The following is a 24,895-nucleotide window of genomic DNA, read 5'->3' as shown; positions in this document are numbered from 1 at the left end:
ATCTTTGTAGGGCGATCCCTACAACAAGTCTTCCATCCGGATGATGGCATTCTCTCAGTACCCCCGATTTTCGGGCGCTTGCGTCTCTTCTACTCTTTTGCCTACGCAGTCATCCAACAATAAGGTGCAGGCATGAGCGAGGCGAAGTCGAACGCTGTAACCGGCGAAACGCTGGTCAGCTTCCGTGGTGTGCAGAAGAGCTACGACGGCGAGTCGCTGATCGTCAAAGACCTCAACCTGGATATCCGCAAGGGCGAGTTCCTCACCCTGCTTGGCCCGTCCGGCTCCGGCAAAACCACCAGCCTGATGATGCTGGCGGGCTTCGAGACCCCCACCGCCGGTGAAATCCAGCTTGGCGGCCGCTCGATCAACAACGTGCCGCCGCACAAGCGTGATATCGGCATGGTGTTCCAGAACTACGCGCTGTTTCCGCACATGACCGTGGCCGAGAACCTGGCCTTTCCGCTGACCGTGCGCAACCTGAGCAAGACCGATATCAGCGAGCGGGTCAAACGTGTGCTGAACATGGTCCAGCTCGACGCTTTCGCCAAACGCTACCCCGGCCAGCTGTCTGGCGGCCAGCAGCAGCGCGTGGCGCTGGCCCGGGCATTGGTGTTCGAGCCGCAGCTGGTGCTTATGGACGAGCCACTCGGCGCACTGGATAAGCAACTGCGCGAACACATGCAGATGGAAATCAAGCACATTCACCAGCGCCTCGGTGTGACCGTGGTGTACGTAACCCATGACCAGGGCGAAGCGCTGACCATGTCCGATCGCGTGGCGGTGTTCCACCAGGGTGAAATCCAGCAGATCGCCGACCCGCGCACGCTCTACGAAGAGCCTTGCAACACCTTCGTCGCCAACTTCATCGGCGAGAATAACCGCATTAACGGCACCCTGCTGGCCAGCGATGGCAACCGTTGCCAGGTGCAGTTGCCTCGCGGCGAGCGGGTTGAGGCGCTGGCGGTGAATGTCGGCCAGGCCGGCGAGCCGGTGACCCTATCGATTCGCCCGGAGCGCGTGCGCCTGAATGGCCACAGTGAAAGCTGCGTCAACCGGTTCTCTGGCCGTGTGGCCGAATTCATTTATCTGGGCGACCACGTGCGCGTGCGTCTGGAAGTTTGCGGCAAGGGCGACTTCTTCGTGAAGCAGCCTATTGCCGAGCTCGACCCGGCATTGGCCGTGGGCGATGTAGTACCGCTGGGCTGGGAGGTGGAGCACGCCCGCGCGCTCGATCCGATTGCCGAAGCCCATTGATGGATTGCTTCACCAACCCTGTACTGTGGAGAGAATAATAATGCGTAAGCAGTTGAAAATGACCGCCCTGGCGTTGGGGCTGTTCACCGCTGGCCAGGCCATGGCCGCAGACCTCACCGTGATCTCGTTCGGGGGCGCCAACAAGGCTGCCCAGGCCAAAGCGTTCTACGAGCCATGGGAAAAAGCGGGTAATGGCAAGATTGTCGCGGGTGAGTACAACGGCGAAATGGCCAAGGTCAAGGCGATGGTCGACACCAAGAGTGTGTCGTGGAACCTGGTAGAGGTTGAGTCGCCAGAGCTGGCGCGCGGTTGCGACGAGGGCATGTTCGAAGAGCTAGACCCGGCCCTGTTCGGTAACGAGTCCGATTATGTGAAGGGCGCCATCCAGCCGTGCGGCGTAGGTTTCTTCGTTTGGTCCACGGTCATGGCCTACAACGCTGACAAACTGAAGACCGCACCCACCAGCTGGGCGGATTTCTGGGACACCAAGAAATTCCCTGGCAAGCGCGGCCTGCGCAAGGGCGCCAAGTACACCCTGGAGTTCGCCCTGATGGCCGACGGTGTGGCACCGAAGGACGTGTATCAGGTACTGGGCACCAAAGAGGGTGTGGACCGCGCCTTCAAGAAACTCGATGAACTCAAGCCCAGTATCCAGTGGTGGGAAGCGGGTGCACAGCCGCCACAGTTCCTGGCCTCTGGCGACGTGGTCATGAGTTCTGCCTACAACGGGCGTATTGCCGCTGTGCAGAAAGAGAGCAACCTCAAAGTGGTGTGGAACGGCGGCATCTACGACTTCGATGCATGGGCGATCCCTAAGGGTGCCAAGAACGTCGAAGAGGCGAAGAAGTTCATCGCCTACAGCGTCAAGCCCGAGCAGCAGAAGATCTACTCCGAGAACATCGCCTATGGCCCGGCCAACTCCAAGGCCGTGAGCCTGCTGTCGGACGAAGTGAAGAAAGACATGCCGACCACGCCTGAGAACATTGCCAACCAGGTGCAGATCGACGTGGCGTTCTGGGCCGACAACAGCGAGCAGCTGGAGCAACGCTTCAACGCCTGGGCGGCGAAGAAGTAAACGTCCAGTGTGTGGGGCCGCAGAGCGGCCCCCATTTCAGCCTGTATTGCGGAGTTCGCCATGGCCATTGCAGTGCCCCTCAAAGAAGGCGCAGATCCAAGTCTCAAGCAGCGCCTCAAACACGCCGAGCGGGTAAACCGCTGGAAGGCGCAGGCGTTGATCGCGCCGCTGGCGCTGTTTCTTCTGCTGGTGTTCCTGGTGCCGATTGCGGCGCTGCTGTACAAGAGCGTCGGTAACCCGGAAGTGGTCGGCGGCCTACCGCGTACGGTGGAAGTCATCAGCCAGTGGGATGGCAAGAGCCTGCCTGGCGAGGACGTTTACAAGGCGCTCAGCCAGGACCTGGCCGAGTCGCGCAAGAACCATACCCTTGGTGACCTTTCCAAACGCTTGAACATGGAGCTGGCCGGCTACCGCAGCTTGTTGACCAAGACTGCCCGGGCATTGCCATTCAAGGCTGAGCCTGCCTCTTATAAAGACGCTTTGCAGGCTGTCGACGAGCGTTGGGGTGACCCGGCTTATTGGCAGGCGATACGCCGCAATACCAGTTCGGTGACTTCTTTCTACCTGCTGGCCTCGGTTGACCACCGCATCGATGACCTTGGTGAACTGGCCAAGGCCACCCCGGACCAGGCCATTTACCTGGACATTTTTGTCCGTACCCTGTGGATGGGGGTGGTGATTACCACTATCTGCCTGGTACTGGCCTACCCTCTGGCCTACCTGTTGGCCAACCTGCCTACCCGGCAGAGCAACCTGCTGATGATTCTGGTGCTGTTGCCTTTCTGGACATCGATCCTGGTGCGGGTGGCGGCCTGGATCGTGCTGCTGCAGTCGGGCGGCCTGATCAACGGCGCGCTGATGGCCATGGGCATCATCGACCAGCCGCTTGAGCTGGTGTTCAACCGCACAGGCGTCTACATCTCGATGGTGCACATTCTGCTGCCGTTCATGATCCTGCCGCTGTACAGCGTGATGAAGGGGATTTCCCCGAGCTACATGCGTGCGGCGATCTCGCTGGGCTGCCACCCGTTCGCCAGTTTCTGGCGGGTGTACTTCCCGCAGACCTACGCCGGTGTTGGCGCCGGTTGCCTGCTGGTGTTCATCCTGGCCATCGGTTACTACATCACCCCGGCGCTGCTGGGTAGCCCCAACGACCAGATGGTCAGCTACTTCGTCGCCTTCTACACCAACACCAGCATCAACTGGGGCATGGCCACCGCACTGGGCGGGCTCTTGCTGCTGGCGACCGTGCTGTTGTACCTGATCTATAGCTGGCTGGTCGGCGCCAGCCGCCTGCGCCTGAGCTGAGGAGCCTGTCATGCTGAGCCCATACATGTCGCCCGTGGAGCGGGTCTGGTACTACAGCCTGCGCATTCTCTGTGGCTTGATCCTGCTGTTCCTGATCCTGCCAGTGCTGGTGATCGTGCCGCTGTCATTCAACAGTGGCAGCTTCCTGGTGTACCCGCTGCAAGGCTTCTCGCTGCAGTGGTATCAGGACTTCTTCGGCTCGGCCGAGTGGATGCGGGCGTTGAAGAACAGCATCATCGTTGCCCCGGCGGCCACGGTGCTGGCCATGGTGTTCGGCACCTTGGCGGCCATCGGCCTGACCCGCGGCGAATTCCCCGGCAAGTCGCTGGTGATGGCGCTGGTGATCTCGCCGATGGTGGTGCCGGTAGTGATCATCGGGGTGGCCAGTTACCTGTTCTTCGCCCCTCTGGGCATGGGCAACAGCTTCATCTCGCTGATTCTGGTGCATGCGGTACTGGGTGTGCCGTTCGTCATCATTACCGTGTCGGCGACGCTGCAGGGCTTCAACTACAACCTGGTGCGCGCGGCGGCCAGCCTGGGAGCTTCGCCTCTGCTGGCTTTCCGCCGGGTGACCCTGCCGCTGATCGCACCCGGTGTCATCTCGGGAGCGTTGTTTGCCTTTGCCACCTCGTTTGACGAGGTGGTGGTGACGCTGTTCCTCGCCGGGCCGGAGCAGGCAACCCTGCCGCGGCAGATGTTCAGCGGTATTCGCGAGAACCTGAGCCCGACCATTGCCGCGGCGGCGACCTTGCTGATTGCGTTCTCGGTGGTGTTGCTGCTTACCCTGGAATGGTTGCGTGGGCGTAGTGAGAAGCTGAGGACCCAGCAGCCGGCCTGATGATGGTTTGCCTGTGCCAGGCTCTTCGCGGCTAAAGCTGCGAAGGGGCTGGCACAGGTTGCGCTGGTCGACACCAATTGATACCAATCAGCCTTGATCGCTTTCCCTGAGTTACAATGCGCGCCACCGTGACTTTGCCAACAGGTGCGCCATGCAGCCCTACGCTATTGCCCCCTCCATTCTCTCCGCCGATTTTGCCCGCCTGGGTGAGGACGTCGACAAGGTATTGGCTGCGGGTGCAGACATCGTCCACTTCGATGTCATGGACAATCACTATGTCCCCAACCTGACCATCGGCCCTATGGTTTGCACCGCTCTGCGCAAGTACGGCGTCACTGCGCCGATCGACGTGCACCTGATGGTCAGCCCGGTTGATCGCATCATTGGCGACTTTATCGAAGCGGGTGCCACCTACATCACCTTCCACCCTGAAGCCACACAGCACATCGACCGTTCGCTTCAGCTGATCAAGGATGGTGGCTGCAAGGCTGGCCTGGTGTTCAATCCGGCCACCAGCCTGGATGCCCTGAAATACGTGATGGACAAGATCGACATGGTGCTGCTGATGAGCGTCAACCCAGGCTTCGGCGGGCAGAAGTTCATCCCCGGCACCCTCGACAAGCTGCGCGAAGCGCGTGCGCTGATCGACGCCAGTGGCCGTGATATCCGTCTGGAGATCGATGGTGGCGTGAACGTCAACAACATCCGCGAGATCGCTGCCGCTGGCGCCGACACCTTCGTGGCCGGCTCGGCGATTTTCAACGCCCCGGACTACCAGGAAGTTATCGCCAAGATGCGCGCCGAACTGGCTCTGGCCCGCCCATGAGCGGCTTCGAGCAGCTGTTCCCGGGGACGCTGCCCAGGCTGGTAATGTTCGATCTGGACGGCACCCTGATCGATTCCGTGCCTGACCTGGCCGCCGCTGTGGACCGCATGCTGCTCGAACTGGGGCGCCCGCCTGCTGGCCTTGAGGCGGTGCGCCACTGGGTTGGCAATGGCGCCCAGGTGCTGGTGCGCCGCGCGTTGGCGGGTGGCATCGACCATGCCGAAGTGGACGATGCGCTGGCAGAACAGGCGCTGGCGCTGTTCATGGACGCTTATGCCGAAAGCCATGATCTGACCGTGGTCTACCCCGGCGTACGGGACACCCTGCGCTGGCTGCGCAAGCAGGGCGTGGAGATGGCGCTGATTACCAACAAGCCTGAGCGCTTCGTTGGCCCGCTGCTGGACCAGATGAAGATCGGCAATTTCTTCCGCTGGATCATTGGTGGCGACACCTTGCCGCAGAAAAAGCCCGACCCGGCGGCGTTGCTGTTCGTCATGCAGATGGCCGGTGTTACCCCGCAACAATCCCTGTTTGTGGGTGATTCTCGCAGTGACGTGCAGGCGGCCAAGGCGGCTGGCGTGCAATGCGTGGGCCTGACCTACGGCTATAACCATGGCAGGCCGATCGACGATGAATCCCCCAGCCTGGTAATCGACGACTTGCGGGCATTGCTGCCCGGTTGCGCAGACCCGGCCACTGGGATAACGTTGGCGGACCTTCAAGCCTCACAAGACAGAGAGTCCACCGTGGCGGTTACTGGCAAATTCTGGATGAAAGTCATCAAGGCCTTGGCCCGTTGGCGTTGGCGCGCCTGACTTCAGCCTGCCGGCGTGTGCCGGCCCGTCCGTTTGCCTGACCTATTGCTGCTTGCCACGAGACTACTCATGAACCACGAAGAATTCCTGCGCCTGGCTGCTGCCGGCTACAACCGTATTCCCTTGGCCTGTGAAACCTTGGCCGACTTCGACACGCCGCTGTCGATCTACCTGAAACTGGCTGACCGGCCCAACTCGTACCTGCTCGAATCGGTGCAGGGCGGCGAGAAGTGGGGCCGTTACTCGATGATCGGCTTGCCATCGCGTACGGTGATGCGTGTGCATGGCTACCATGTCAGCATCCTCCAGGATGGCGTCGAGGTGGAAAGCTGTGAGGTCGAAGACCCGCTGGCATTCGTTGAAACCTTCAAGGACCGCTACAAAGTTGCCGATATCCCCGGCCTGCCGCGCTTCAATGGCGGGCTGGTCGGCTACTTTGGCTACGATTGCGTGCGCTATGTGGAAAAACGCCTGGGCGCCAGCCCCAATCCGGACCCGCTGGGCGTACCCGATATCCTGCTGATGGTGTCCGACGCGGTGGTGGTGTTCGACAACCTGGCGGGCAAGATGCACGCCATCGTGTTGGTCGACCCAGCTGAAAATCAGGCTTTCGAACAGGGCCAGGCACGCCTGCAAGGCTTGCTGGAAACCTTGCGTCAGCCAATCACCCCGCGCCGCGGTCTGGACCTGAGCGGCCCGCAGGCAGCCGAGCCGGAATTCCGCTCCAGCTACACCCGCGAGGATTACGAAAACGCCGTCGGTCGTATCAAGGAATACATCCTGGCCGGGGACTGTATGCAGGTGGTGCCATCGCAGCGCATGTCGATCGACTTCAAGGCTGCGCCTATCGACCTGTACCGCGCGCTACGCTGTTTCAACCCGACGCCGTACATGTACTTCTTCAACTTCGGTGACTTCCATGTGGTCGGCAGCTCGCCCGAGGTGTTGGTACGTGTCGAGGACAACCTGGTCACCGTGCGCCCGATTGCCGGTACCCGCCCGCGTGGTGCGACCGAGGAGGCCGACCGTGCGCTGGAAGACGACCTGCTGTCGGACGACAAGGAAATTGCCGAGCACCTGATGCTGATCGATCTGGGCCGCAACGATGTGGGCCGTGTGTCTTCGACCGGCAGTGTGCGCCTGACCGAGAAGATGGTGATCGAGCGTTACTCCAACGTGATGCACATTGTCTCCAACGTTACTGGCCAGTTGCGTGAAGGCCTCACGGCGATGGATGCACTGCGGGCGATTCTGCCGGCTGGCACCTTGTCGGGAGCGCCGAAGATCCGCGCGATGGAAATCATCGACGAGCTGGAACCTGTCAAGCGTGGGGTTTACGGCGGTGCAGTCGGGTATTTTGCCTGGAACGGCAATATGGATACCGCAATTGCCATTCGTACTGCAGTGATCAAGGACGGCGAGCTGCATGTGCAGGCCGGTGGCGGCATCGTTGCCGACTCGGTGCCGGCGCTGGAATGGGAAGAAACCATCAACAAGCGCCGGGCGATGTTCCGTGCGGTGGCGTTGGCCGAGCAGACTTCGGCCAAATAATTTGCCTGGGGCCGCAAAGCGGCCCCAGCAATTTAGAAGTCCACACTAACCCCCAGGCTAATGCCCTGCTGCGTCAACTCATCACTTTTGCGCCAGTTGTAGTTCCCGCGCAAATGCACCCCCGCCACCAGTTCATGGCTTACTCCCAGGCTCGCCCGGGTCAGGTCGCTGTGCGGTGTATACCCGGTCAGGGTGAAGTCATTTGCCGGCAAGCTGGTCAGGTGCATCGTCACATCCTGCTCGTCGTCCTCGAACTCATGCTCCTGTGCCACCTCGGCGAAAAGCCGGGTACCTGGCAGTACCTGCACACTGCCCAGCAGCCCCACGCCCAGGCGGCGTGAAGTGCGCTCCTGGTCATCGAAGGCAAGCGCCGTCGAGCGCCCGCTCTTCTCGTCGTAGCCATCCACCTTCACCCGCGCATAGTCGGCACTGATGAAAGGTGCCAACTGCCAGTTGCTGGTGTCGGCCGCCAGGTTGTAGCCCAGCCGCCCGGACAATGCCCAGGCTTCGCCGTCGGTGTCGCCCTTCTCACTGCGGTCATTCACGCCCAGGGCGAAGGTACGCTTGAGATCGCTGTAGTCCAGGTGCCCGGCGGTCAGCGCTGCGTCGGCCCACCAGCGGTCCTGGCGGTATTGGGCAAAGGCACTGGCCATATAGCTGTTCAGCTTGTAGTCCGAGTCCTGTTCGCCAGCTTCCAGCTTCTGCCGGTACGCACCGCCGGCCAGGCCCAGGCGCCAGGCGTCGTTCAGGCGATAGCTGCCGCCAAAGGTCAGGTTGTAGCCGCGACCGTCACCGCTGGCCGCGCTGTGCTGGCCGTCGAAGTCCAGGTCCTGAGCGCCGCTGGCGACAAAGGCTTGCCATTGGCCAACTGCTTGCCAAGGCGTCTGCCACTGATTGCGCAACTCATCCTGGTGAGCCCGCAGACTGGCGTGGGCCATTTCCGGTAGCAGGGTCAGTTCCCAAGGGGCAGCGAGGATCGAGTAGGCGTAATCGGCAATCAGTTGTTGGCCCGCGATGGTCGGGTGTACCGAGTCGTTGAACAGCAGTTTGGTCGGGTCTGGCGTTGTACCGTTGATCCCGTACACCGGGTTTTCCACGCAACTGTCTCCGCTGTAGCAGGTGCCGACAAGGTTCTGGTCGCTGGCCAGGCCGAACTGGCTGGGGCTGGCCAACGCCTCGCTCAACAGCGTAGGGATGTTCAGTGGAATGATCTGGGCATCGATCTGCCCCAACTGGCTGATCAATGACTGGTTGAACGCAGCGGAGAGCAGTGACAGTGGGTTTTGCTGTGGCGTGCCGCTGAAATTGGGTGTTTGGCCGAGGTCAGGCAGTAGCCAGACCATGATGTAGCGCGCACCTCCTTGCTGAAGCGCTTGGGCGCTGGCAGCCAGGCGGGCGCCGGCGGCTACGGCGTCGGCCGGGCTATTCACCAGGCCCTGCAGGAAGTCGTTACCGCCGCCTGTCAGATAGTACAGGGCATTTGGGTCGGCGCGCAGCCCGTTGGCCAAGTAGCCGGGGCGCTCGCGCAGCACCAACCCGGCATTGGGGTTTCCAGGTGGGATGACGGTCTCGGACGTTGTCGTGATCGAGTCCAGGATCTGCTGGGTGGTGTACCCGCCGACTGCCCAGTTATTACCATCGGGGCTGATGCCTATTGATGTCGACGGGTTCAGGTCGCCTGGCGCGACCCCCAGGCGGCTACCGAGGATCATCGGTGACACTGGGGCAAAGTTGCCGTCGGCATCGCGGTTGGTGAAACGCGCGCCTGGGGTACCGCCGCCCAGGTCGGGAAACTGCCCCGCATCGGCGAGGCTGTCGCCAAACACGACAAGGGTGGAATAGGGCGAAGGGCCTGCCAACGCCTGGCTGCAGGCCAAGGCCAGTGAAGCGAGGGTAAAGCGCAATAACGGGGCTTTTCGCATCAGGGAACATCCTTTTCTTTGTTTTTATAAGGACAACCCCATCGACCTTAGCAAATCGTAGTGCTTCCCTCCCAAGTCCATTCGTTTCCCCGTGTTTACAGGCATATTGCGCCCGTCGCCCCGGTAGGCTACTGTGCCGGGACGTATGAGCGAGACCTATCCTGTGTTGATCGTCAGCAAACTCTTGATGCGCGTAATCAAGGCCCACGCCCGTTGGCGTTGGCGCGCCTGACTTTATCTCCTGCCGGCCCGCCCGGCCCGTCCCCGTTTGCCTTCTCGTTTACCGCCCGTTGTGGCAAAGCCGCGCCTGTGGCTGGTGCAGGAAGGTTCGAATCATGAAGTCAGTAGATTCAAGAGGTTTAACACCATGTTACTGATGATCGACAATTACGACTCATTCACTTACAACGTCGTTCAGTACCTTGGCGAGCTGGGTGCCGAGGTCAAGGTCATTCGCAATGACGAAATGACAATCGCCCAGATCGAGGCCCTCAACCCTGAGCGCATCGTCGTATCCCCGGGGCCGTGCACCCCAAGCGAAGCGGGCGTGTCCATCGAGGCCATCCTGTACTTTGCTGGCAAGTTGCCAATCCTCGGCGTATGCCTGGGCCACCAGTCAATCGGGCAGGCTTTTGGCGGCGACGTTGTACGTGCACGCCAGGTCATGCACGGCAAGACCAGCCCGGTATATCACCGCGACCTGGGCGTGTTCGCCAGCCTTAACAACCCGCTGACCGTGACCCGTTACCACTCGCTGGTGGTAAAGCGTGAAACCTTGCCCGACTGCCTGGAAGTTACCGCCTGGACCTCCCATGCTGACGGTTCGGTCGATGAGATCATGGGCCTGCGCCACAAGACGCTGAATATCGAAGGGGTGCAATTCCACCCTGAGTCGATCCTGACCGAGCAGGGCCATGAACTGTTCGCCAATTTCCTCAAGCAGACCGGCGGCCGCCGTTAAGGATCGAACATGGATATCAAGAGTGCGTTGAGCCGTATCGTCGGCCAGCTGGACCTTACTACCGACGAAATGCGTCAGGTCATGCGCCAGATCATGACCGGTCAGTGCAGCGAGGCGCAGATAGGTGCCTTCCTGATGGGCATGCGCATGAAAAGCGAAAGCATCGACGAAATCGTCGGCGCGGTGTCGGTGATGCGTGAGCTGGCCGAAAAGGTCGAGCTGCAAAGCCTTGATGGTGTCGTCGATATTGTCGGTACCGGCGGTGATGGCGCCAACATCTTCAACGTCTCCACCGCTTCGTCCTTCGTCCTGGCGGCGGCGGGCTGCCCGGTGGCCAAGCACGGTAACCGTGCGGTATCGGGCAAGAGCGGCAGTGCCGACTTGCTGGAAGCTGCCGGCATCTACCTGAACCTGACGCCAACTCAAGTGGCGCGCTGCATCGACAGCCTGGGCATCGGTTTCATGTTTGCGCAAAGTCACCACTCGGCCATGAAGCACGCCGCAGGCCCGCGTCGAGAACTGGGGTTGCGCACCCTGTTCAATATGCTCGGCCCGCTTACGAATCCGGCCGGAGTGAAGCACCAGGTGGTCGGTGTGTTCGCGCAAGCCCTTTGCCGCCCGCTGGCTGAGGTGCTGCAGCGTCTGGGTAGCAAGCATGTGCTGGTAGTGCACTCGAAGGATGGCCTGGACGAGTTCAGCCTGGCCGCACCCACCTTTGTCGCCGAACTGAAAAACGACGAAATTACTGAATATTGGGTCGAGCCGGAAGACCTCGGCATTAAGAGTCAGAGCCTTCATGGCCTGGCTGTCGAGAGCCCGCAGGCTTCGCTGGAGTTGATCCGCGATGCGCTGGGCCGGCGCAAGACCGAGAACGGCCAGAAGGCCGCCGAAATGATCGTGCTTAATGCTGGCGCGGCGCTGTATGCCGCTGACCATGCCATGAGCCTGAAAGCCGGTGTAGAACTGGCCCATGATGTACTGCACACCGGCCTGGCCTGGGAGAAGCTGCAGGAATTGGGCGCCTTTACTGCAGTATTCAAGGTGGAGAACGAAGCATGAGTGTGCCGACGGTGCTGGAAAGGATCATTGCCCGCAAGTTTCAAGAAGTGGCCGAGCGTAGTGCACGCGTCAGCTTCGCCGAACTGGAAGGCCTGGCCAAGGCCGCCGACACCCCGCGAGGCTTCGCCAACGCGCTGATCGAGCAGGCCAAACGCAAGCAGCCAGCGGTGATTGCCGAAATCAAGAAGGCTTCGCCAAGCAAGGGCGTGATCCGTGAGCACTTCGTGCCGGCGGAAATCGCGGTCAGCTACGAGAAGGGCGGGGCCACCTGCCTGTCGGTGCTGACCGATGTCGATTATTTCCAAGGGGCCGATGAGTACTTGCAGCAGGCCCGCGCAGCGGTTTCGCTGCCGGTGATCCGTAAGGACTTCATGGTCGACCCTTACCAGATCGTTGAAGCCCGGGCCCTGGGGGCAGACTGCGTACTGCTGATCGTGTCGGCGCTGGATGACGTGAAGATGGCTGAGCTGGCCGCCACTGCCAAGGACGTCGGCCTCGACGTGTTGGTAGAAGTGCACGATGGCGATGAACTGGAGCGCGCGCTGAAAACCCTGGATACGCCGCTGGTGGGGGTGAACAACCGCAACCTGCATACTTTTGAGGTCAGCCTGGAAACCACCCTCGACCTGTTGCCGCGCATTCCGCGTGACCGTCTGGCGATTACCGAAAGCGGTATTCTCAACCGGGCCGATGTGGAGCTGATGGCAATCAACGAGGTTTACTCGTTCCTGGTGGGTGAGGCGTTCATGCGCGCCGAGCAGCCTGGCCTGGAATTACAGCGGCTGTTCTTCCCCGAGCAGGTGAAGAAGACTGTTCAGCAACTGGACTGATTAAATGAAGCCGGCGTTTTTGCCGGCTTTTTTGTACCTGTAATGGCCTCTTCGCGGGCAAGCCCGCCCCTACACGGGTACGCGCCCTGTTGTGGGAGCGGGTTTACCCGCGAAGAGGCCGGTGAAAACAACAAAATAGGTGGATCAATGACCGATCAACCCTTGGCCCTGAGCGTCGAACAAGGCCTGCACGCCGAACAGGAATTGCTGGCCGCCGTCTGCCGTGGCGAGCGTGACAGTGGCGTGCTGTTCTGGCGCCCGACCGACCACGCGCTGGTCATGCCTCGGCGCATGAGCCGGCTGGGCAACTTCGAGGTCGCCTGCGCGGAATTGGCTATTGCTGGCTGGCCGGTGCTGCTGCGAGAAACCGGCGGTGAGCCGGTGCCTCAGTCGCACTCGACAGTGAACGTTGCACTGGTCTACGCCGCGCCGCGCAGTGAAGGTGACCACGGCCGTATCGAAAATGCCTACGAGCGCCTGTGTCTGCCGCTGTGCGATGTGCTGCGCGAGTGGGGAGGGGTAGCGTCAGTCGGGGAAATTGACGGGGCCTTCTGCGATGGCCGCTACAACGTCAACCTCAATGGCCGCAAACTGGTGGGTACCGCCCAGCGCTGGCGTCAGGGCCTGGGTGGCAAGCGCCCGGTGGTGCTGGTGCACGGTGCCCTGCTGCTGGACAACGAGCGCGAGTCGATGGTGGCGGCGGTCAACCGCTTCAACGAGTGCTGCGAGCTGGAGCAACGCTGTCGCGCTGATGCGCACATCGCCTTGCACGAAGTAGCGCCGGCAGCACCCTGGTTCGAGCGCCTTTCGCAGGCCTACGCCAAGGTACTGGCCGAGTTGCCCAAGGACTAGCGGGTACCGTAGACCACCATGGTCTTACCCTTGACCTGCACCAGGCTGCGTTCCTCCAAATCCTTTAGAACGCGGCCGACCATTTCCCGGGAGCAACCGACGATTCGGCCGATTTCCTGACGGGTAATCTTGATCTGCATGCCATCGGGGTGGGTCATGGCGTCGGGCTGCTTGCACAGCTCCAGCAGGCAACGTGCAACTCGCCCGGTCACGTCGAAAAATGCCAAATCGCCAACCTTGCGCGTAGTGTTGCGCAGGCGCTGGGCCATTTGACTGCCCAGGGCGTAGAGGATTTCAGGGTCCTGGCGCGCCAGTTCGCGAAACTTTTCGTAGCTGATTTCGGCCACTTCGCATTCGGTCTTGGCGCGTACCCAGGCACTGCGCTGCTGCTCGCCATCAACGGGCTCGAACAGGCCTAGCTCGCCAAAGAAATCGCCATTGTTGAGGTAGGCGATGATCATTTCATGGCCGTCATCGTCCTCGATGAGGATGGTGACCGAACCCTTGATGATGAACGACAGTGTCTCGGCCCGGTCGCCGGCGCAGATGATATTGCTTTTGGCGGTGTAGCGGCGGCGCTGGCAGTGCACCAGCAGCTTGTCGATGTTCTTTATCTTGGCGGGTAGGGCGGAGGCAACCATCACGAAATCCTGTTCGATATGACGCATAAGCTTTTTATAGAGGTTGGCTGACGGAGGGCGCCAGTCATTTGGCGCCAGCTTATCAGACACTGCAGGATGTTTCGGTACTAAACCGACACATCTCGTGCTTTTCCCACAGCCGCACAAGGTCTAAGCTGACACCCTTTTCCGAAAATCAGGAGTCCGGGTAGATGAAGGCACGTATCCAGTGGGCCGGTGAGGCAATGTTCCTCGGCGAATCGGGGAGCGGCCATGTCGTCGTGATGGACGGCCCGCCCGAGGCCGGCGGCCGCAACCTGGGCGTGCGACCGATGGAAATGCTGTTGCTGGGCCTGGGTGGTTGCAGCAGCTTTGACGTGGTGAGCATTCTGAAGAAGTCGCGCCAGGCAGTGGAAAGCTGTGAGGCATTTCTTGAAGCGGAGCGTGCCAGCGAAGACCCCAAGGTGTTCACCAAGATTCACATGAACTTCGTGGTTAAAGGGCGTGGGCTGAAAGAAGCGCAGGTCAAGCGGGCGGTGGAGCTGTCGGCGGAAAAGTACTGCTCGGCTTCGATCATGCTTGAGCGTGCCGGGGTTGAGATTACCCATGGGTATGAAATCGTAGAGCTGGGTTAAGGCTGAGATTCCGGCGCCGCTTTGCAGCCCCTGAGGGAGCGGGTGAAGCCGCTCCCACATACTGCCCGGCCGACCTTCAGTTGCGCAGCGCCGGAAGGGCCATTCGCAACCATTGCGGAAGATTGCTTCTTAGCGCCTGGCTCAACCGCTCCCGGCGCTTTTGGTAAACCAGGCCAAGCCAGATAACCCCCAGCCCGATCATGGTCAGCACTACCGGGAACAGCAACGACTGGGCAAATACCTCGTACGACAGATATCCCAGATATGCCGCCACCCCCAGTGCACCAAACACCATGAAAACCGGCCGGCGCAGCAGTACCGCCATGCCCATCAGCGCAATGTTGATCAGGCAGTACAGGGCCTTGCCCAACTCACTGCCGCTGTCCAGCAGCGTCAACCCGCCCCAGAATGCTGCCAGCCCGGCGAGGTAACCCCAACGGGCGTAGTCCTCACGCGTGCGGCCGTCTATCACGAGGAAAACCACCAGCAAGCCCAGCCCAAACCACAGGGATACCTGGCGACGCTGCTCCCAACTGAACGGGGAGCCGAAGAACCACTCGCTAAGGTCCATCGACATGAACCACAAGGCCACGGCGATTGGCATGACAACGAACGGGTAGGGGATCAGCCGAAGCATTATCAGCCCGGCAAGCACCGTGGCTGCTTCCATCGCCAGCCAGCCACCCTACACGTAGGTGTAGTACTGGTGGTAGTCGGCCTGCGCATCGTCCAGTGGCCACCAACCGACCATGCGTTCGATAGCGAATACCGCCAGCGGCACGATGCTGACTGCTACTGCCGCCAGCACGCCAGCGGCGACGGGCTGGGCGCGGCGTTGCAGATTGAGGGCGAACAAGGTGATCAGCAGGATATAGAGGCTGGCGATGATCAACAGCGCGCTGTCACCGATGCTCATCCAGGCCTCGGTGAGCAACCAGCCCATTGCCGCCATGATCAGCATGGCGCCAAAGTAGAAGGCAACATGGGCCAGCTGAAAGCTGCCACGTGGTGCGGGCTGCTGGCGCAGGAATGCCAACAGGCTTTGGTCCTGGCCTGGTTGGAGAATGCCTGCTTGCACGGCGCGCGCCAGGTCCTTGGCGTCGAATCGATCCGTCATGGTGATGCCTTCAGATGCGGTATGTGCTTTTGGTCATGACCTTGGCCAGCAAGCTCATGCCAAAGCGGACGGGGGCCGGGAAGCGATAACCACCGGCCTCCAGTGCGGACTCGGCGTGCTGCTCTTCGTCGATGCGCATTTGCTCGAGAATGGCCCGGGATTTTTCATCTTCGTGCGGGAGCTGCTCCAGGTGCTCGTCGAGGTGCTTGCACACCTGATGTTCGGTAGCGGCGACGAAGCCCAGGCTGACCTTGTCGCTGACCAGCCCGGCCAGTGCGCCGATGCCAAACGACATGCCGTAGAACAGCGGGTTGAGCACGCTCGGGTGGCTGTTCAGCTGGCGAATGCGCTGTTCGCACCAGGCCAGGTGGTCGATTTCTTCCTCAGCGGCATGCTCCATGGCCTTGCGCACTTCCGGCAACTTGGCGGTCAGGGCCTGGCCTTGGTACAACGCCTGGGCGCAGACTTCACCGGTATGGTTGATGCGCATCAGCCCGGCAATATGACGGGCCTGTTGCTCGTCCAGGTCAGCGTCTGGCTGGACGATGGCCGGCGATGGCCGGGCGGGTTGGCCGCTGAATGGCAGCAAGGTGCGCATGGCAGTATCGGCCTGCAGCAACAAGCGGTCGAGCGGCGAGTAGTGACGTTCGGTAGCCATCGGGCACCTCCGCAAGAATGTGCCCGACAGTTTACCGCAATAGCGGCGGGGTCGCTTGCCGTGGGTCAGCCCGGTGGCCAGTTCATCTGGCGCTGGCCAAGCACGTGCATATGGATGTGGTAGACGGTCTGGCCGCCTTTGGGGTTGCAGTTCATGACCACGCGGAAACCTTCCTCGCAGCCTTGTTCGACAGCCAGGCGCTGGGCGGTGAACAGGATGTGGCCAGCCAGGGCCTTGTCTTCTTCGGTCAGGTCATTGAGGGTGCGAATGTGCTTTTTCGGGATGACCAGAAAATGTACCGGTGCCGCGGGTGCAATGTCCTTGAAGGCCAGGATCTGGTCGTCTTCATAGATGATATCTGCCGGGATTTCCCGGTTGATGATTTTGAGGAATAGATCGTCCACAGCACTTGCTCCATGGTGAGGGTCGGGCCGAGTTTACTCAGCCGGGCGCCGCTCGCCCAGTGGCTATTCCATGCCTAAGGGGCAATAGCGGCGGTGGATGGCCCCGGCCAGCTTGCGCACCAGCCAGCGCGGCAGCAGCCGCGGGGCGAACGCCAGCCAGCGGTTGCGCCGACCGGGCATGATCAGCGCGCGGTTCTTGTCCAGTGCCCGCACGGTGTACAGCGCCACTTCCTCTGGGCTGAGACAGCGCGGCTTGCCATCGAGCCGCGCAATGCGCCTGCGTGCGGAGCGTACTGGGCCAGGGCACAGTACCGAGACCTTGATGCCGGTGCGTTTCAGTTCTTCGCGCAGGGCCTGGGAAAAGCTCAAAACGTAGGCCTTGCTGGCGGCATAGGCGGCCATCCATGGGCCAGGCGCCACCCCGGCCAGGCCGGCGACGTTGAGAATCTGCCCGCCACCCTGCACAGCCATCAGGTTACCGATGGCGTGGCACAGGCGGCTCAGGGCCAGCACGTTGACCTCCAGCAGGTCTTGTTCGTCGGCCCATTCATGGGCCAGGAACGGCCCATAGGTGCGCAAGCCCGCGCAGTTGACCAGCAAATCGATACGCCGCTCACCTTCTTCCAGCTCTAGCACGAAGCCTGAAAGGCGCAACGGCTGACTGAGGTCGCAGGCGCGGAACAGCACCTCGACACCAAAACGCTGGGTCAGCTCCATGGCGACAGGCTCCAGCGTTTCTCGTTGGCGTGCCACCAGGATCAGGTTGCGCCCGCGCCGTGCCAGCGCTTCCGCCAAGGCCAGGCCCAGGCCGCTGGAAGCACCAGTGATCATGGCGTAACGGGTCATGCAAGGCTCCTGGGGGCGGAAGAGGGCGCCTAGTGTACAACTTGCCCGTGCAAGGTGTTGCCTTTTGCTACAAGGTGCTGGCGCGCAAAACCTGGCAGCGTTCCAGGGCTTGTCGGTACTCGCCATGCAGGCGCTCGATCAATGCGCTGGCGCTGGGCAGGTCATGGATGGCTCCGACGCCCTGGCCCGCTGACCATACGGTCTTCCAGGCCTTGGCTTCGTCATCGATTGGCTTGAGCTTGCCTTGCACCTGCCCCCCCTTGAGGGCGTTCATGTCGTAGCCGGCCTGCTCCAGGCTCTGGCGCAGGAAGCTGGCTGGGATACCGGACACCACTGGGGTGTGGATGATGTCGGCGGCATGGGCATCCAGCAGCATCTGTTTGTAGGCGCCCTGGGCCTGGCTTTCTGTGGTGGCTATGAAGCGCGTGCCCATGTACACCAGGTCCGCCCCCAGCAGTTGTGCGGCCAGGATTTCGTGGCCGTGGTTGATGCAGCCAGCCAGCAACAGGGTCTTGTCGAAGAACTGGCGAATTTCTGCGGCCAGGGCGAACGGGCTCCAGGTGCCGGCATGGCCGCCTGCGCCTGCGGCGACGGCGATAAGGCCATCGACACCGGCTTCGGCTGCTTTCTCGGCATGCCGGCGGGTGGTGACATCGTGGAGGACCAGGCCGCCGTAGCCGTGTACGGCATCGACCACTTCCTTTACTGCCCCCAGGCTGGTGATAACGATTGGTACACGGTGTGCGACGCACAAAGCCAAGTCGGCCTGCAGGCGCGGGTTGGTCGGGTGGACGATCAGGTTGACAGCGTAGGGCGCTGGCGCCTGCAGTTGAGCCAGGCCTGCCTCGATCTCTTCCAGCCAAGCCTTGAAGCCAGCGCTGTCGCGTTGGTTCAGGGCCGGGAAACTGCCAACCACGCCGCTGGCGCAGCAGGCCAGCACCAGTTGGGGGTTGGAAATGAGGAACATCGGCGCGGCAACCACGGGCAGCCGCAGGCGTTGTTCGAGCGAGGCAGGTAGCGACATGGCAAGGCTCCTTGAGCGGGTGGCTATGTCAGAACGGTTTCACCACCACCAGAATGACGATACCCAGCAGGATCAGCACGGGCACTTCGTTGAACCAGCGATAGTAGACGTGGCTGCGGGTGTTGGTGCCATTGGCGAAGCGTTTGCGCTGGGCACCGCACACATGATGGTAGCCGGTCAGCAGGATGACCAGGGTGAGCTTGGCATGCAGCCACCCCTGGCTCAGCCAGCCGGGATTGAGGTACAGCATCCAGGCGCCAAAGACGTAGGTGGCGATCATCGCCGGGTTCATGATGCCGCGATACAGCTTGCGCTCCATGGTCACGAAGCGTTCCTGGCTGATGCTGTCCTGGCTCTGGGCGTGGTAGACGAACAGCCTGGGCAGGTAGAACAGGCCGGCGAACCAGCAGACCACGCTGACGATATGCAGCGCTTTGATCCATAGGTAAAGCATGGAGGGAGTTCCTTCAGGTAATCACGGTCGTCAGATAGTAGTGGTCAAGCGCCCGAAGGGTCACCCGAAGAGTTGTTACAGGCGCCCCGCGCCCCTATTATCGTGCGCTTTCCAGACGGCTCGTTGATAAGGGGCAAGCGTTATGATCAAGGTCGGTATCGTCGGCGGCACGGGTTACACCGGCGTCGAACTGTTGCGTCTGCTGGCACAGCATCCACAGGCCGAAGTGGCGGTCATCACTTCGCGCTCCGAGGCGGGCGTGGCGGTGGCGGACATGTACCCGAACCTGCGCGGCCATTATGACGGGTTGGCGTTCAGCGTGCCGGACAGCAAGGCTCTGGCCGCCTGCGATGTGGTGTTCTTCGCCACGCCGCATGGTGTTGCCCACGCCCTGGCTGGTGAGCTGTTGGCGGCCGGCACCAAGGTGATCGACCTGTCGGCCGACTTCCGCCTGCAGGATGCCGCCGAGTGGGGCAAGTGGTACGGTCAGCCGCATGGCGCGCCAGAGCTGCTCAAGGACGCTGTGTATGGCCTGCCTGAAGTCAACCGCGAGAAGATCCGCCAGGCACGCCTGATCGCTGTGCCGGGTTGCTATCCGACCGCCACCCAGCTGGGCTTCCTGCCGCTGCTGGAAGCAGGGCTGGCTGACCCATCGCGCCTGATCGCCGACTGCAAGTCGGGCGTCAGCGGTGCAGGCCGCGGTGCGGCTGTGGGCTCGCTGTTCTGCGAAGCCGGCGAAAGCATGAAAGCATACGCGGTAAAGGGTCATCGCCACCTGCCGGAGATCAGCCAGGGCTTGCGCCTGGCCGCGGGCAAGGACATCGGGCTGACTTTCGTGCCGCATCTGACGCCAATGATCCGCGGCATCCATGCCACCCTGTACGCGAATGTGGTCGATACCTCGGTCGACCTGCAGGCCCTGTACGAGAAGCGCTACGCCGACGAACCGTTCGTCGACGTGATGCCAGCTGGCAGCCACCCGGAAACCCGCAGCGTGCGCGGCGCCAACGTTTGTCGCATTGCGGTTCATCGCCCGCAGGGTGGTGACCTGGTGGTGGTGCTGTCGGTGATCGACAACCTGGTCAAGGGCGCCTCCGGCCAGGCGGTACAGAACCTCAACATTCTGTTCGGCCTGGATGAGCGCATGGGCCTGTCCCATGCCGGCTTGCTGCCGTAAGCAGCCAGCGTTCGAAAAGGCCCGCGTCGTGCGGGCCTTTTTGTATGTCGCGACTAAAGCCGCACAATTCTTGACCGATTTTCTCGGGAAAGCGGATAATGCGCGTCATCGAGTTTTATGGCGGCTACCGCGCCGGGAGAATCAACATGAGTGTCGAAACCTTCACCCCTACCGGCCTGGAGTTCACCCATGGGGCAGCCCAGAAGGTGAAAAACCTGGTCAATGAGGAAGGCAATGAACGTCTGAAACTGCGGGTGTTCGTGACCGGTGGTGGTTGCTCGGGCTTCCAGTATGGCTTTACGTTTGATGAGGATGTGGCCGAAGATGACACCATCGTCGAGCGCGAGGGCGTTTCCCTGGTGGTCGACCCGATGAGCTTCCAGTACCTGGCCGGCGCCGAAGTGGACTACCAGGAAGGCCTGGAAGGTTCGCGTTTCGTGATCAAGAATCCGAATGCCGCCACCACCTGCGGTTGCGGCTCGTCGTTCTCGATCTAAGGCTTCGCCAGAAAGCAAAACGCCGCGCAATTGCGCGGCGTTTTGATTTCTGGCGAAGCAGTCATGCCGGGTAGATCGCGCCCAGTATGCGCAACCCTTTGGCGGCAGTAACGGTGGGGCGGTTGGCAGCGATGCCTTCCAGACAGCAATGGGCCAACCAGGCAAAGGCCATGGCCTCGACCCAGTCCGGGTCCACGCCATGGGCACCAGTGCTGGCGACATGGGCGTCGGGTAGCAACTGACCGAGGCGGGCCATCAGCGCTCCGTTACGTGCGCCGCCACCACATACAAGAAGCGCCTCGGTGCCTTGCTGGGCGTTGCTCAACGAGTCGATGATGCTTCGAGCGGTCAGCTCCAACAGTGTCGCCTGTACGTCTTCGTCGCGGTAAACGGGTAGGCGGGCCAGGTGGGCATCCAGCCAGGGCAGGTTGAATACCTCGCGGCCGGTGCTCTTCGGGCCGCTGCCGGCGAAGAACGGGTCGCGGAGCAATGCACTGAGCAGGCCCGCTTGAACCACCCCCGAAGCCGCCCAGGCACCATCCTTATCGTAGGCCAGGCCAAGTTTGCGCTCGATCCAGGCATCCAGCAGCACGTTACCAGGACCGCAGTCGAAGCCGTGCACCGGTTTATCCTGTTCGATCAGGCTCAGGTTGCTGAAGCCGCCCACGTTCAGTATTGCCAGTCGCTGGCCAAGGTGGTTGAACAGGGTTTCGTGGAAGGCGGGCACCAGCGGCGCACCTTGGCCACCGGCTGCCACATCGCGGCGGCGGAAGTCGGCGACCACGCTGATGCCGGTAAGCTCGGCGAGCAACGCCGGGTTGCCGATCTGCACAGTAAAACCACGTGCCGGTTCATGGCGGATGGTCTGACCGTGGCTGCCAATGGCGCGGATGGCTTCCGCCTTCAGGCCTAGGCGAGCCAGCAACTGGTGGATACCTTCGCCTGCCAGGCTGGCCCAGCGGTTTTCCGCCAATGCCGCACGTGCGATCTCGTCAGGGCCGCTGCTGCACAGGGCAAGCAGCTCCTGACGCAAGTCGTCGGGCATTGGCAGGTAATGGGTGGCGAGCAGCTCAGGCTGCTCGCCTTGTTCGATCAGGGCAATGTCCAGGCCATCGAGGCTGGTGCCTGACATCACCCCCAGATAGAGCGCCATGGCTTAGCGCTTGTTCGCTGCGAGCATGGTTGCCTTTTCCTGGTCCATACGGGCAATCAGTGGTTGGCTCTGCTGCAGGAAGCGCTGGCGCTCGTTTCTGGCGATCGGGTCGGCCATCGGCACTTTCTGGCTCAGCGGGTCGACGTGCACACCGTTGACCTGAAACTCGTAGTGCAGGTGCGGTCCGGTGGACAGGCCAGTGGTGCCGATATAGCCAATGATCTGGCCCTGCTTGACCGTGCTGCCAGTCTTGATGCCCTTGGCGAAGCCCTGCATGTGGCCGTACAGCGTCTTGTAACGGTTACCGTGCTGGATAATCACGGTATTACCGTAGCCACCTCGGCGACCGGCCAGCTCGATACGGCCGTCACCAGCTGCCTTGATCGGCGTGCCGCGGGGAGCTGCGTAGTCGACACCCTTGTGGGCGCGGATCTTGTTCAGGATCGGGTGTTTGCGGCCGGCGGAAAAGCGTGAGCTGATGCGGGCGAAGTCGACCGGGGTGCGGATGAAGGCCTTGCGCAGGCTGTTGCCGTCGGCGGTGTAGTAGCTCGTGTTGCCCTGCTTGTTGGTATAGCGCACGGCGGTGTAGGTCTTGCCGCGGTTGGTGAAGCGGGCGGACAGGATATTGCCGGTGCCGACGACCTTGCCGTCCATCACTTTCTGCTCATAGACCACGTCGAATTCGTCGCCCGGGCGAATGTCCTGAGCGAAGTCGATGTCGTAACCCAGCACGCGGGCCAGGCTCATGGTCGTGCTGTGGGACAGGCCGGCGCGCTGGGCCGATGCCGACAGCGAACTCTTGATCACTCCGTGGGCATAGGCGGTACGCACCACCGGCTTGATGATGTCCCGATTGAAGGTGTAGCCCTTGGCGGTCTTGGTCAGGTGAATGGTTTCGAGGCTGCTGACCTTGCTGCTCAGGCTGGCCAGTTGGCCATCCTTGTCGAGCTCGAACTGCAGCACTTGGCCGTGCTTGAGCTGGCTGAACTGCTTGGCCTGCTTGTTACTTGCCAGCACGTCATGCACTGCATTGGCCGGCAGGCCAACCTTGGCGAACAGGGTTGACAGTGTATCGCCACGGGCCACGGTGATCTCGCGGTGGCCTGGTGCTTTGGCAGGTTCGGCGGCCGGGGCTTTCTGTTCGGCCTTCTGAGTCTCGGGGGCAGCGTCTTCGATCTGGGCGAAAGGCGATGTTTGCCCGTCTTCTGCCTGCACCAGCGGCGCAGCACGTGACTCGCCTTTAAGCTGCTCGGCAGGGCTCTCCAGCTCGAGGTTGAGGGTGGTTTTCTTGGCTTCCACTTCGCTGGATGGAAACACTAGCAGAGCCAAGCTGAGCAGGGCGGCAATGCCGCTGGCGGCCAACAGATGGCTTTTCGGATAAAGCGGGGGCGCTTTAGGCGGTTCGTTGGTCATAGGCAAGGTGACTTTGAAAAAAGTGAAATGGAAAAGATGAATGACATGATGAAGATGAAATAACTGTATAAAATATAACCAAATCCATTTTCACGCAAGGGCGCGTAGACGCCGCAAGCCTGTGCCCGGGTCACATTCCTTTGCGAAACTTGTATTTGACGGCCGATCTTGTATGGTTGGCTCCCCCTGAATCTGAGCCTTGCGGGTTTGTCTATGAAGTCGGTTGAAGAGCAGCTGGCGCTTATAAAGCGCGGTGCGGAAGAAGTACTGGTCGAGTCGGAACTGGTGGAGAAGCTCAAGCGCGGCCAGCCTCTGCGCATCAAGGCTGGCTTCGACCCTACTGCACCTGACTTGCACCTTGGTCACACGGTACTGATCAACAAGCTGCGTCAGTTCCAGGAGCTGGGCCATCAGGTCATCTTCCTGATCGGTGACTTCACCGGCATGATCGGCGACCCCAGTGGCAAAAGTGCCACCCGCCCGCCGCTGACGCGTGAGCAGGTGCTGGATAACGCCGAGACTTACAAGCAGCAGGTGTTCAAGATTCTCGATCCGGCCAAGACCGAAGTCGCGTTCAACTCCACCTGGATGGACAAGCTGACCCCCGCTGACTTCATTCGCCTGGCGTCGCAGTACACTGTGGCGCGCATGCTGGAGCGTGATGACTTCGACAAGCGTTATACCACCAACCAGCCGATTGCCATCCACGAGTTCCTATACCCGTTGGTACAAGGCTATGACTCGGTGGCACTGAAGGCGGATGTGGAGCTGGGTGGTACCGACCAGAAGTTCAACCTGCTGATGGGGCGCGAGCTGCAGCGCGCCTATGGTCAGGAAGCGCAGAACATCGTGACCATGCCGCTGCTCGAGGGGCTCGACGGCGTGAAGAAGATGTCCAAGTCGCTGGGTAACTATGTCGGCATCCAGGAGGCGCCGGGGGTTATGTACAGCAAGCTGGTGTCTATCCCGGATACCCTGATGTGGCGCTACTTCGAGCTGCTGAGCTTCCGCTCGATGGAAGAAATCGAGCAGTTCCGTACCGACGTTGCCAACGGTGCCAATCCGCGTGACATCAAGATCAAGTTGGCAGAAGAAATCGTTGCGCGCTTCCATGGTGAAGAGGCGGCTGCCAATGCTCATCGTGCTGCGGGTAACCGTATGAAGGAAGGTGAGCTGCCGGAGGACTTGCCGGAGATCGAAGTGGCTGCGACAGAGGACCTGCCGATCGCTGCGGTGCTGAACCGGGCCGGGTTGGTGAAGAACTCGGCACAGGCTCGTGATTTGCTTAGTGGCGGCGCGGTGAAGGTTGATGGTGCCGTGGTCGACAAGGACTTCATGTTTGTCCTTGGTGCTACTCATGTATGCCAGGCGGGTAAGAAGTCGTTTGGCCGGGTTACCCTCAAGGCTGAGTGATTGGCTGGTGGTGTAGCTATATAGAAGCGGGGAGGCCGGTAGGTCTCCCCGTTTTGTTTTTGGGGTTTGGTTGTTGCTGTTGTAGGGGGAGAGGGCTGTTTTGAGAGGGCGTTGGCTATGAGATGTGTCCGCCACCGCCTTTGTAGTGCCTTTGAGATCGAGCGCCGCCCGCGCGGCGCATCGCGAGCTG

The 24,895-nt window shown here is 61.4% G+C and carries 24 protein-coding genes and 1 pseudogene; 15 read left to right on the top strand and 10 right to left on the bottom strand.

All coding sequences use genetic code 11. The features are described 5' to 3' along the window. Positions 1 to 132: 132 nt before the first annotated feature. From ACF8EA_RS04210 to trpE, 7 genes are all read left to right on the top strand, one after another. A complete protein-coding gene (locus tag ACF8EA_RS04210; protein WP_392520580.1) occupies positions 133 to 1,257 on the top strand; it encodes an ABC transporter ATP-binding protein in 1,125 nt (374 codons plus the stop codon). Positions 1,258 to 1,297: 40 nt separating this feature from the next. Then, positions 1,298 to 2,332: an ABC transporter substrate-binding protein gene (locus ACF8EA_RS04205; RefSeq protein WP_274101396.1), complete on the top strand. Its 1,035-nt coding sequence runs from the start codon at positions 1,298 to 1,300 to the stop codon at positions 2,330 to 2,332. Between the two features lie 60 nt (positions 2,333 to 2,392). Beyond that, the gene (locus ACF8EA_RS04200) at positions 2,393 to 3,640 is read left to right on the top strand and encodes an ABC transporter permease (protein ID WP_021782722.1); all 1,248 of its coding nucleotides are present in this window, start codon (positions 2,393 to 2,395) and stop codon (positions 3,638 to 3,640) included. Between the two features lie 10 nt (positions 3,641 to 3,650). Beyond that, entirely contained in the window at positions 3,651 to 4,478 is an 828-nt protein-coding gene (locus tag ACF8EA_RS04195) for an ABC transporter permease (RefSeq protein WP_274101394.1), read from the top strand. Between the two features lie 151 nt (positions 4,479 to 4,629). Further along, entirely contained in the window at positions 4,630 to 5,304 is a 675-nt protein-coding gene (gene rpe / locus ACF8EA_RS04190) for a ribulose-phosphate 3-epimerase (RefSeq protein WP_003255539.1), read from the top strand. Further along, positions 5,301 to 6,119 carry a phosphoglycolate phosphatase gene (locus ACF8EA_RS04185; protein ID WP_021782724.1) on the top strand — a complete coding sequence of 273 codons (819 nt, stop codon included), beginning with the start codon at positions 5,301 to 5,303 and terminating at the stop codon, positions 6,117 to 6,119. Before rpe ends, ACF8EA_RS04185 begins: the two co-directional genes overlap by 4 nt. A 69-nt stretch (positions 6,120 to 6,188) precedes the next feature. Continuing rightward, positions 6,189 to 7,670: an anthranilate synthase component I gene (trpE, locus tag ACF8EA_RS04180; RefSeq protein ID WP_274101391.1), complete on the top strand. Its 1,482-nt coding sequence runs from the start codon at positions 6,189 to 6,191 to the stop codon at positions 7,668 to 7,670. Positions 7,671 to 7,702: 32 nt separating this feature from the next. Here trpE and estP read toward each other — a convergent pair whose 3' ends face one another. Further along, complete coding sequence (gene estP / locus ACF8EA_RS04175) at positions 7,703 to 9,592, bottom strand: esterase EstP (protein ID WP_274101389.1); 1,890 nt, start codon at positions 9,590 to 9,592, stop codon at positions 7,703 to 7,705. Positions 9,593 to 9,959: 367 nt separating this feature from the next. On the opposite strand from estP, the gene ACF8EA_RS04170 reads away from it, so the two are divergent. The 4 genes from ACF8EA_RS04170 (at position 9,960) to ACF8EA_RS04155 (ending at position 13,294) form a co-directional block, all read left to right on the top strand. Further along, positions 9,960 to 10,553 (top strand): aminodeoxychorismate/anthranilate synthase component II, encoded by a 594-nt coding sequence (locus ACF8EA_RS04170; RefSeq protein WP_274101375.1) that lies wholly within the window; start codon positions 9,960 to 9,962, stop codon positions 10,551 to 10,553. Positions 10,554 to 10,562: 9 nt separating this feature from the next. Further along, positions 10,563 to 11,612, top strand: a complete 1,050-nt coding sequence (trpD, locus tag ACF8EA_RS04165; RefSeq protein ID WP_021782727.1) for an anthranilate phosphoribosyltransferase — start codon at positions 10,563 to 10,565, stop codon at positions 11,610 to 11,612. Continuing rightward, the gene (gene trpC / locus ACF8EA_RS04160) at positions 11,609 to 12,442 is read left to right on the top strand and encodes an indole-3-glycerol phosphate synthase TrpC (protein ID WP_021782728.1); all 834 of its coding nucleotides are present in this window, start codon (positions 11,609 to 11,611) and stop codon (positions 12,440 to 12,442) included. Before trpD ends, trpC begins: the two co-directional genes overlap by 4 nt. A gap of 147 nt (positions 12,443 to 12,589) precedes the next feature. Further along, a complete protein-coding gene (locus ACF8EA_RS04155; RefSeq protein ID WP_021782729.1) occupies positions 12,590 to 13,294 on the top strand; it encodes a lipoate--protein ligase family protein in 705 nt (234 codons plus the stop codon). On the opposite strand, the gene crp is transcribed toward ACF8EA_RS04155, so the two are convergent. After that, positions 13,291 to 13,935, bottom strand: a complete 645-nt coding sequence (crp, locus tag ACF8EA_RS04150; RefSeq protein WP_019436724.1) for a cAMP-activated global transcriptional regulator CRP — start codon at positions 13,933 to 13,935, stop codon at positions 13,291 to 13,293. The two genes, ACF8EA_RS04155 and crp, sit on opposite strands and share 4 nt — an antisense overlap. Before the next feature lie 191 nt (positions 13,936 to 14,126). Here crp and ACF8EA_RS04145 point away from each other — a divergent pair, with 191 nt between their 5' ends. Further along, positions 14,127 to 14,549, top strand: coding sequence for an OsmC family protein (locus ACF8EA_RS04145; protein ID WP_004376171.1), 423 nt, complete (start codon positions 14,127 to 14,129; stop codon positions 14,547 to 14,549). Between the two features lie 76 nt (positions 14,550 to 14,625). Here the strand turns inward: ACF8EA_RS04145 and ACF8EA_RS04140 are convergent. The 6 genes and pseudogenes from ACF8EA_RS04140 to hemJ all read right to left on the bottom strand — a co-directional run bounded on the left by ACF8EA_RS04140 (position 14,626) and on the right by hemJ (position 19,052). Beyond that, positions 14,626 to 15,666: pseudogene (locus ACF8EA_RS04140) on the bottom strand (DUF2157 domain-containing protein). A 10-nt stretch (positions 15,667 to 15,676) separates the two neighbouring features. Continuing rightward, positions 15,677 to 16,324, bottom strand: coding sequence for a 2-polyprenyl-3-methyl-6-methoxy-1,4-benzoquinone monooxygenase (gene coq7 / locus ACF8EA_RS04135; RefSeq protein WP_021782731.1), 648 nt, complete (start codon positions 16,322 to 16,324; stop codon positions 15,677 to 15,679). Between the two features lie 65 nt (positions 16,325 to 16,389). Continuing rightward, positions 16,390 to 16,728: a histidine triad nucleotide-binding protein gene (locus ACF8EA_RS04130; protein ID WP_003255518.1), complete on the bottom strand. Its 339-nt coding sequence runs from the start codon at positions 16,726 to 16,728 to the stop codon at positions 16,390 to 16,392. Between the two features lie 63 nt (positions 16,729 to 16,791). Next, on the bottom strand, positions 16,792 to 17,574 hold the full coding sequence (locus tag ACF8EA_RS04125) for an SDR family oxidoreductase (protein WP_021782732.1): 783 nt from the start codon (positions 17,572 to 17,574) through the stop codon (positions 16,792 to 16,794). Positions 17,575 to 17,641: 67 nt separating this feature from the next. Continuing rightward, positions 17,642 to 18,598, bottom strand: a complete 957-nt coding sequence (locus ACF8EA_RS04120) for a nitronate monooxygenase family protein (RefSeq protein WP_021782733.1) — start codon at positions 18,596 to 18,598, stop codon at positions 17,642 to 17,644. Positions 18,599 to 18,626: 28 nt separating this feature from the next. Continuing rightward, positions 18,627 to 19,052, bottom strand: coding sequence for a protoporphyrinogen oxidase HemJ (gene hemJ, locus ACF8EA_RS04115; RefSeq protein WP_021782734.1), 426 nt, complete (start codon positions 19,050 to 19,052; stop codon positions 18,627 to 18,629). 142 nt (positions 19,053 to 19,194) lie between these two features. On the opposite strand from hemJ, the gene argC reads away from it, so the two are divergent. Both argC and erpA read left to right on the top strand, forming a co-directional pair. After that, the gene (gene argC / locus ACF8EA_RS04110) at positions 19,195 to 20,229 is read left to right on the top strand and encodes an N-acetyl-gamma-glutamyl-phosphate reductase (protein ID WP_021782735.1); all 1,035 of its coding nucleotides are present in this window, start codon (positions 19,195 to 19,197) and stop codon (positions 20,227 to 20,229) included. Between the two features lie 146 nt (positions 20,230 to 20,375). Continuing rightward, positions 20,376 to 20,726 carry an iron-sulfur cluster insertion protein ErpA gene (gene erpA / locus ACF8EA_RS04105; protein ID WP_003255511.1) on the top strand — a complete coding sequence of 117 codons (351 nt, stop codon included), beginning with the start codon at positions 20,376 to 20,378 and terminating at the stop codon, positions 20,724 to 20,726. Positions 20,727 to 20,787: 61 nt separating this feature from the next. Here erpA and ACF8EA_RS04100 read toward each other — a convergent pair whose 3' ends face one another. Further along, on the bottom strand, positions 20,788 to 21,879 hold the full coding sequence (locus tag ACF8EA_RS04100) for an anhydro-N-acetylmuramic acid kinase (protein ID WP_021782736.1): 1,092 nt from the start codon (positions 21,877 to 21,879) through the stop codon (positions 20,788 to 20,790). Between the two features lie 3 nt (positions 21,880 to 21,882). Next, positions 21,883 to 23,292 (bottom strand): peptidoglycan DD-metalloendopeptidase family protein, encoded by a 1,410-nt coding sequence (locus ACF8EA_RS04095; protein WP_021782737.1) that lies wholly within the window; start codon positions 23,290 to 23,292, stop codon positions 21,883 to 21,885. A 213-nt stretch (positions 23,293 to 23,505) separates the two neighbouring features. On the opposite strand from ACF8EA_RS04095, the gene tyrS reads away from it, so the two are divergent. Beyond that, on the top strand, positions 23,506 to 24,705 hold the full coding sequence (gene tyrS, locus ACF8EA_RS04090; protein WP_392521164.1) for a tyrosine--tRNA ligase: 1,200 nt from the start codon (positions 23,506 to 23,508) through the stop codon (positions 24,703 to 24,705). The last annotated feature ends 190 nt before the right edge of the window (positions 24,706 to 24,895 follow it).

The organism is Pseudomonas sp. YQ_5 (genome assembly GCF_043103305.1).
In the GTDB taxonomy this organism is placed as follows: domain Bacteria; phylum Pseudomonadota; class Gammaproteobacteria; order Pseudomonadales; family Pseudomonadaceae; genus Aquipseudomonas; species Aquipseudomonas putida_Y.
Note: the sequence above shows the minus strand (reverse complement) of the source record. Positions and strands in the feature narration are given on the sequence as shown.

Bases quoted from the DNA above. Each gene is read 5' to 3' on its own strand.
- crp (WP_019436724.1), bottom strand. From the start codon at position 13,935: ATGGTTGCCTCCGCCCTACCCGCCAAGATAAAGAACATCGACAAGCTG.
- ACF8EA_RS04145 (WP_004376171.1), top strand. From the start codon at position 14,127: ATGAAGGCACGTATCCAGTGGGCCGGTGAGGCAATGTTCCTCGGCGAA.
- ACF8EA_RS04185 (WP_021782724.1), top strand. From the start codon at position 5,301: ATGAGCGGCTTCGAGCAGCTGTTCCCGGGGACGCTGCCCAGGCTGGTA.
- argC (WP_021782735.1), top strand. From the start codon at position 19,195: ATGATCAAGGTCGGTATCGTCGGCGGCACGGGTTACACCGGCGTCGAA.
- ACF8EA_RS04125 (WP_021782732.1), bottom strand. From the start codon at position 17,574: ATGACCCGTTACGCCATGATCACTGGTGCTTCCAGCGGCCTGGGCCTG.
- ACF8EA_RS04210 (WP_392520580.1), top strand. From the start codon at position 133: ATGAGCGAGGCGAAGTCGAACGCTGTAACCGGCGAAACGCTGGTCAGC.
- ACF8EA_RS04120 (WP_021782733.1), bottom strand. From the start codon at position 18,598: ATGTCGCTACCTGCCTCGCTCGAACAACGCCTGCGGCTGCCCGTGGTT.
- erpA (WP_003255511.1), top strand. From the start codon at position 20,376: ATGAGTGTCGAAACCTTCACCCCTACCGGCCTGGAGTTCACCCATGGG.
- trpD (WP_021782727.1), top strand. From the start codon at position 10,563: ATGGATATCAAGAGTGCGTTGAGCCGTATCGTCGGCCAGCTGGACCTT.
- hemJ (WP_021782734.1), bottom strand. From the start codon at position 19,052: ATGCTTTACCTATGGATCAAAGCGCTGCATATCGTCAGCGTGGTCTGC.
- ACF8EA_RS04155 (WP_021782729.1), top strand. From the start codon at position 12,590: ATGACCGATCAACCCTTGGCCCTGAGCGTCGAACAAGGCCTGCACGCC.
- ACF8EA_RS04170 (WP_274101375.1), top strand. From the start codon at position 9,960: ATGTTACTGATGATCGACAATTACGACTCATTCACTTACAACGTCGTT.
- coq7 (WP_021782731.1), bottom strand. From the start codon at position 16,324: ATGGCTACCGAACGTCACTACTCGCCGCTCGACCGCTTGTTGCTGCAG.
- ACF8EA_RS04195 (WP_274101394.1), top strand. From the start codon at position 3,651: ATGCTGAGCCCATACATGTCGCCCGTGGAGCGGGTCTGGTACTACAGC.
- rpe (WP_003255539.1), top strand. From the start codon at position 4,630: ATGCAGCCCTACGCTATTGCCCCCTCCATTCTCTCCGCCGATTTTGCC.
- ACF8EA_RS04100 (WP_021782736.1), bottom strand. From the start codon at position 21,879: ATGGCGCTCTATCTGGGGGTGATGTCAGGCACCAGCCTCGATGGCCTG.
- ACF8EA_RS04200 (WP_021782722.1), top strand. From the start codon at position 2,393: ATGGCCATTGCAGTGCCCCTCAAAGAAGGCGCAGATCCAAGTCTCAAG.
- tyrS (WP_392521164.1), top strand. From the start codon at position 23,506: ATGAAGTCGGTTGAAGAGCAGCTGGCGCTTATAAAGCGCGGTGCGGAA.
- ACF8EA_RS04205 (WP_274101396.1), top strand. From the start codon at position 1,298: ATGCGTAAGCAGTTGAAAATGACCGCCCTGGCGTTGGGGCTGTTCACC.
- trpE (WP_274101391.1), top strand. From the start codon at position 6,189: ATGAACCACGAAGAATTCCTGCGCCTGGCTGCTGCCGGCTACAACCGT.
- ACF8EA_RS04095 (WP_021782737.1), bottom strand. From the start codon at position 23,292: ATGACCAACGAACCGCCTAAAGCGCCCCCGCTTTATCCGAAAAGCCAT.
- estP (WP_274101389.1), bottom strand. From the start codon at position 9,592: ATGCGAAAAGCCCCGTTATTGCGCTTTACCCTCGCTTCACTGGCCTTG.
- trpC (WP_021782728.1), top strand. From the start codon at position 11,609: ATGAGTGTGCCGACGGTGCTGGAAAGGATCATTGCCCGCAAGTTTCAA.